Source organism: Nocardioides sp., from assembly GCF_035697785.1.
GTDB lineage: Bacteria > Actinomycetota > Actinomycetes > Propionibacteriales > Nocardioidaceae > Nocardioides_B.
On record NZ_DASSCL010000120.1, the window covers coordinates 1 to 5,879 of the forward strand.

Here is a 5,879-nt window from a genome sequence, read left to right on the forward strand (position 1 = left end):
GGCGTCATCACCGTCGAGGAGTCGCAGACCTTCGGCATGGACATGGACCTCGTCGAGGGCATGCGCTTCGACAAGGGCTACATCTCGCCGTACTTCGTCACCGACCCCGAGCGCATGGAGGCCGTCCTCGACGACCCCTACCTGCTCGTGGTCAACTCCAAGATCTCCACGGTCAAGGACCTGCTCCCGCTGCTCGAGAAGGTTATGCAGTCGGGCAAGCCGCTGGCGATCATCGCCGAGGACGTCGAGGGCGAGGCCCTGTCCACCCTCGTGGTCAACAAGATCCGCGGCACCTTCAAGTCCGTCGCCGTCAAGGCTCCGGGCTTCGGTGACCGCCGCAAGGCCATGCTCGGCGACATCGCCATCCTCACGGGTGGCCAGGTCATCTCCGAGGAGGTCGGCCTCAAGCTCGACACCGCCGAGCTCGACCTGCTCGGTCACGCCCGCAAGGTCGTCGTCACCAAGGACGAGACGACCATCGTCGAGGGCGCTGGCGACCAGGACCAGATCACCGGCCGGGTCAACCAGATCCGCGCCGAGATCGAGAAGTCGGACAGCGACTACGACCGCGAGAAGCTGCAGGAGCGCCTGGCCAAGCTGGCCGGCGGTGTTGCGGTCATCAAGGCGGGCGCGGCGACCGAGGTCGAGCTCAAGGAGCGCAAGCACCGCATCGAGGACGCCGTGCGCAACGCCAAGGCTGCCGTCGAGGAGGGCATCGTCGCCGGTGGTGGCGTCGCTCTCGTCCAGGCGACCGACATCGCGTTCGAGAAGCTGGACCTCGAGGGTGACGAGGCCACCGGTGCCGCGATCGTGCGGTTCGCCTCCGAGGCCCCGCTCAAGCAGATCGCGATCAACGCCGGTCTCGAGGGCGGCGTCGTGGCGGAGAAGGTGCGCAACCTGACCCCCGGTCACGGTCTCAACGCGGCCACCGGCGAGTACGTCGACATGATCGCCACCGGCATCATCGACCCCGCCAAGGTGACCCGCTCGGCGCTGCAGAACGCCGCGTCGATCGCCGCGCTGTTCCTGACCACCGAGGCCGTCGTGGCCGACAAGCCGGAGAAGGCCGCCCCCATGGGTGGCGACCCCTCCGGTGGCATGGGTGGCATGGACTTCTGACCCACCCGCGGCTGGTCGAGCCCGTCGAGACCACCGCACAGCACCAACAGCAGGGCCTCCGCTTCGGTGGGGGCCCTGCTGGTGTGTATGTGGGCCCGCGGAGCAACGCCGCCTCCTCGCCGGTCACCCGGCGTCAGGAACGCGGCCGGGCACGTCGACGCAACGCCCGGCCATCGACCGAGGGGTCACCTGTGCACCGACACGCCGACCAGAGGGCTGAGTTTGTGACTCCTCGGCGTTGCAGGCTCAGGGCGCGCGTGCCTTCAGGCGGTTGCCGGTGTCCACCAGGGTGGCGTCGAGGACGAACAGCGCCACGAGGGGAACGACGACGGTGCCGATGGTGGGGGCGAACCCGAGGACGCCGCCTCCCCAGACCATGGCGCAGGTCGTGAGCGGAGACTGGACGACGCCGGATGCGCCGATCAGGACCAGCAGCCCGCCGGCGACCAACAGGATCGTCTCGGCCGATCCGGCACTGCCGACGGTGCCGAGGGCGAGGTAGAGCGCCCCGAGGGCGACCTGACCGCGGCGGGCCCACGCCGTGAGCACCCTTCGACGGTAGGCGCGTCCCGGGCCGTTGAGAATGGCCCGGCTGGGTCAGCGGACGTCGTGCGGACGGTACTGGATGCTGATCCGCGGGCCGACGGCGCGCGACGTCTTGAGCACGGCGTGCTCCCAGGTGCGCTGGCAGGACCCACCCATCACCAGCAGGTCGCCGTGGCCGAGGTCGAAGCCGATCGACCGGCCCCCGAGCCGGGGCCGCAACGAGAGCCGACGGGTGTCGCCCAGGGACAGGATCGCGACCATCGTGTCGTCGGTGCTCGACCGCCCGATGGTGTCGCCGTGCCAGGCGACGCTGTCGCGGCCGTCGCGGTAGTAGCACATGCCGGCGGTGGTGAAGGGCTCGCCGAGCTCGGCTGCGTAGTGCCGGCTCAGGGCGTCCCGGGCCTGCGCGAGCAGCGGGTCGGGGAGCTCCTCGTGGGCGGCGTAGAACCGGAGCAGGCGGGGCACGTCGACGACCCGGTCGTACATCTGCCGACGCTCGGCGTACCACGGGACGTCGCGCACCAGCCGGGCGAACAGCTCGTCGGCACCACGCACCCAGCCGGGGCGCGCGTCGACCCAGGCACCCCGGTCGAGGTGGTGTCGCAGCAGTGACCCGGCGAGCGGACCCACGACGGGGGCGGTCTCTGCGCCGGCCTCGTCGAACAGCGAGGTCTGGAAGTCGACGATCATGGTCCGAGGGTACGTCGATTCGAACACATGTTCTAGTACCCCTCGGCCGGGCCTGGGACGATGGTCTGGACGGGTCAGGGGTGGCTCAGGGGCGAACCAGGGTCAAGAGGGCGTTAATCCGGTGTCGGCATAACGGCTCGTCCTCATAGGTTTCTCAGGGAGAACACAGGCGGCCGGGACGGCCGCGCTCAGGAGAGGGAACAGTCGTGACGGACATGACGACGGCGGGCAACGGTCCGGCCGCACGCGTGCAGAACCTGACCAAGACGTACGGATCCGGGCAGGCCCAGGTGGTCGCCCTCGACGACGTGACGCTCGACATCCACCGCGGTGAGTTCACCGCGGTGATGGGGCCGTCCGGGTCGGGCAAGTCGACCCTGATGCACTGCTGCGCGGCGCTCGACACCGCGACCAGCGGGTCGGTCTTCATCGGCGACACCGACCTCTCCCGGCTCAAGGACAAGGAGCTGACGCGGCTGCGTCGCGACCAGGTCGGGTTTGTGTTCCAGTCGTTCAACCTGGTGCCGACCCTGACGGCGGAGGAGAACATCCTGCTGCCGTTGTCGATCGCGGGTCGCAAACCCGACGCCGACTGGTACCGCACCGTCATCGACACGGTCGGCCTCGGCGACCGGCTCGACCACCGGCCCAACCAGCTCTCCGGCGGCCAGCAGCAGCGCGTCGCGGTCGCCCGGGCACTCGCGAGCCGTCCGTCGATCGTGTTCGCCGACGAGCCGACCGGCAACCTCGACTCGCGATCGGGCGCCGAGGTGCTCACCCTGCTGCGCCGCTCCGTCGACGAGTTCGGCCAGACCATCGTCATGGTCACCCACGACCCCGTCGCCGCGGCCTTCACCGACCGCGTCGTCTTCCTCGCCGACGGCAAGGTGGTGGACGAGATGCGTGAGCCCGACCGTGAGGCCGTGCTCGACCACATGACCCGCATGGACGCCCGGCAGCTCGAAGCGGTGCAGCTCGCCGGCGTGCCGGACTGAGCGTCGGCCGCGACAGGAGAAGGAAACGCCATGTTCAAGGCTGCCTGGAAGTCACTGCTCGGGCGCAAGCTGCGCCTGCTGATGAGCACCTTCGCGATCGTGCTCGGAGTCGCCTTCGTGGCGGGCTCCCTGATCTTCACCGACACGTTGAGCCGGTCGTTCGACGCGATCTTCGCGTCCTCGGTCGGCGACGTCGTCGTACGTCCCGTCGGAGCCACCAGCGACGACGGGTCACCAACCACCCAGACTATGCCCGCCTCGCTCGTCGACGACCTCGCCGGCGTCGAAGGAGCCGAGCGGGCCGACGGCAACGTGACCTCGTTCGGGGTCTTCGTCGTCGGGGAGAACGGCAAGGTCATCGGCGGGCAAGGCGCTCCCGGCATCGGCGTGAACTGGAACGACGCTCCTGCCGCCAACGGTCTCGAGGGGCTCGCCATCACCGAGGGTGACGTGCCCACGACTGCGGGCGAGGTGGCGATCGACGAGGGTACGGCGGAGCGCGCCGGCTACGAGATCGGCGACACCGTGCACCTGGTGACTTCCGGCGCGCAGGCGGTGCAGCGGCCAACGCTCGTGGGGCTGGCCGCGTTCGGCGACGGTGGCTCGACCAACGGCGCGACCATCACGATCTTCGACACCCAGACCGCGCAGGACCTGTTCGTCGGCGGCGCGAACGAGTTCAACGACGCCTGGGTCACCGCAGCCGACGGCGTGAGCCAGGAGGAGCTCCGCGACAACGTCGCCGCGACCCTTCCCGCCGGCTACGAGGCGGTGACCGGTGACAAGGCGGCCGACGAGGCGGCCAGCGACCTGGTCGAGGCGATCTCCTTCATCAGCACCTTCCTGCTGATCTTCGCCGGCATCTCGCTGGTGGTCGGCAGCTTCCTGATCGTCAACACGTTCTCGATCCTGGTGGCGCAGCGCAGCCGGGAGCTGGCGCTGCTGCGCGCCCTCGGCGCCTCGAAGCGGCAGGTCGCCTGGTCGGTGCAGCTCGAGGCGTTCGTCCTCGGCGTGCTCGGCTCGACGATCGGGCTCGGGCTCGGGGTGCTGCTCGCGATGGGCATCCGCAGCCTCTTCGCGAACGTCGGGCTCGACCTGTCGGGCCAGCCGCTGATCTTCTCGCCGCGCACGGTGCTGGCGGCGTACGCCGTCGGCGTGGTGGTGACGATGACAGCAGCCTGGCTGCCGGCCCGGCGAACCACCCGGATAGCACCGGTCCAGGCCCTGCGCGACGACGTCGCGATGCCGGAGACCTCCCTGCACCGCCGGTTGCTGCTCGGCATCGTGCTCATCGTGGGTGGGCTCGTCGCGCTCTACCTGGGTCTGTTCACCGAGGTGCCGCGCGGCGGCTGGTTCACCGGCGGTGGCGTGCTGGCGATCCTGCTGGGCGTCGCGTCGGCGAGCCCGGTGATCTGCAGGCCCTTCCTCGGGCTGACCCGGGCGCTCTACCGGCGGCTGTTCGGCACGGTCGGCAACCTGGCCGGCCAGAACGCCCTGCGCAACCCGCGGCGTACGACGGCCACCGCCTCGGCGCTGATGATCGGCCTCACCCTGGCCTTCACGATGGCGATCGTCGGCGACTCCGCCAAGGCCAGCGTGGACAAGTCCGTGTCGGAGAACTTCATCGGCGACTACATCGTGAGCAACGTCTTCGGCGGGCCGTTCTCGACCTCGATCGCGAACCGGATGGAGGAGGTCGACGGCGTGCGCGACGTGATCCGCGAGCGCTACGCCATCGCCACCCGCGACGGCGACAGGCAAGGCCTCGCGGCGACCGACCCCGAGGACGTCGGCGGCCTCAACCTGACCATGATCAGCGGCGAGGCCACCGACCTCGCCGACGGGACCGTGATGCTCAAGCAGACCTGGGCGGACGACGAGGGCGTCGGGATCGGCGACGACGTGACGCTGGAGATGCCGAACGGGCGCAAGAGCTACCGCGTGGTCGGGACGTACGACGACAACCCGCTCGTGTTCTTCCCGATCCTCACCACCAACGACACCCTCGAACGCGCGGGCTTCCCGCAGTCCGACAACGCGGTCATCGTGATGGCCGAGCCGGGAGCGACGGGGCTCCAGGACCGGCTCGAGAGCCTGGTCGCGGACCTGCCGGTCGTGACCGTGAAGGACGAGGCCCAGTTCGCGCAGGAGCAGCGCGAGCCGATCGACGAGTTCGTGCGGATCATCTTCGCGCTGCTCGGGCTGGCGCTGGTGATCGCGGTCCTCGGCATCGTGAACACGCTCGCGCTGTCGGTCATCGAACGCACCCGCGAGGTGGGCCTGCTCCGAGCCGTCGGCGTGAGCCGCGCGCAGCTCCGCTGGATGATCACGCTGGAGTCGGTCGTGATCTCGCTGCTGGGCGCCACCCTCGGCGTCGTGCTGGGCATCGGTTTCGGGATCGCGCTGATGTACGCGGTCCGCGACCAGGGGCTCCAGGTCTTCAGCGTCCCGGGCACCCAGCTCGTCGTGTTCCTCGTCCTGTCACTGGTGATCGGGGTACTCGCCGCGGTCTTCCCCGCCCGCCGCGCC

General features: G+C 69.8%; 5 protein-coding genes. 3 read left to right on the forward strand and 2 right to left on the reverse strand.

What is annotated here, in order from left to right; all coding sequences use genetic code 11:
* Positions 1 to 1,119, forward strand: a 1,119-nt coding sequence (gene groEL, locus VFH10_RS12765; protein ID WP_325129097.1) for a chaperonin GroEL, incomplete at its 5' end; no start/stop codon positions are given.
* Between the two features lie 246 nt (positions 1,120 to 1,365).
* Here groEL and VFH10_RS12770 read toward each other — a convergent pair.
* Positions 1,366 to 1,668, reverse strand: a complete 303-nt coding sequence (locus VFH10_RS12770) for a hypothetical protein (protein ID WP_325129099.1) — start codon at positions 1,666 to 1,668, stop codon at positions 1,366 to 1,368.
* A gap of 48 nt (positions 1,669 to 1,716) precedes the next feature.
* A complete protein-coding gene (locus tag VFH10_RS12775; protein WP_325129101.1) occupies positions 1,717 to 2,355 on the reverse strand; it encodes an alpha-ketoglutarate-dependent dioxygenase AlkB in 639 nt (212 codons plus the stop codon).
* Between the two features lie 215 nt (positions 2,356 to 2,570).
* Here VFH10_RS12775 and VFH10_RS12780 point away from each other — a divergent pair, with 215 nt between their 5' ends.
* Together VFH10_RS12780 and VFH10_RS12785 are read left to right on the forward strand one after the other, a co-directional pair.
* Positions 2,571 to 3,350: an ABC transporter ATP-binding protein gene (locus VFH10_RS12780; RefSeq protein WP_325129105.1), complete on the forward strand. Its 780-nt coding sequence runs from the start codon at positions 2,571 to 2,573 to the stop codon at positions 3,348 to 3,350.
* A gap of 30 nt (positions 3,351 to 3,380) precedes the next feature.
* On the forward strand, positions 3,381 to 5,879 hold a 2,499-nt coding region (locus VFH10_RS12785; RefSeq protein WP_325129103.1), incomplete at its 3' end, for an ABC transporter permease.

What these genes read in the sequence shown, in the direction of transcription:
- VFH10_RS12780 (WP_325129105.1), top strand. Translation starts at nt 2,571, where the DNA reads ATGACGACGGCGGGCAACGGTCCGGCCGCACGCGTGCAGAACCTGACC.
- VFH10_RS12775 (WP_325129101.1), bottom strand. Translation starts at nt 2,355, where the DNA reads ATGATCGTCGACTTCCAGACCTCGCTGTTCGACGAGGCCGGCGCAGAG.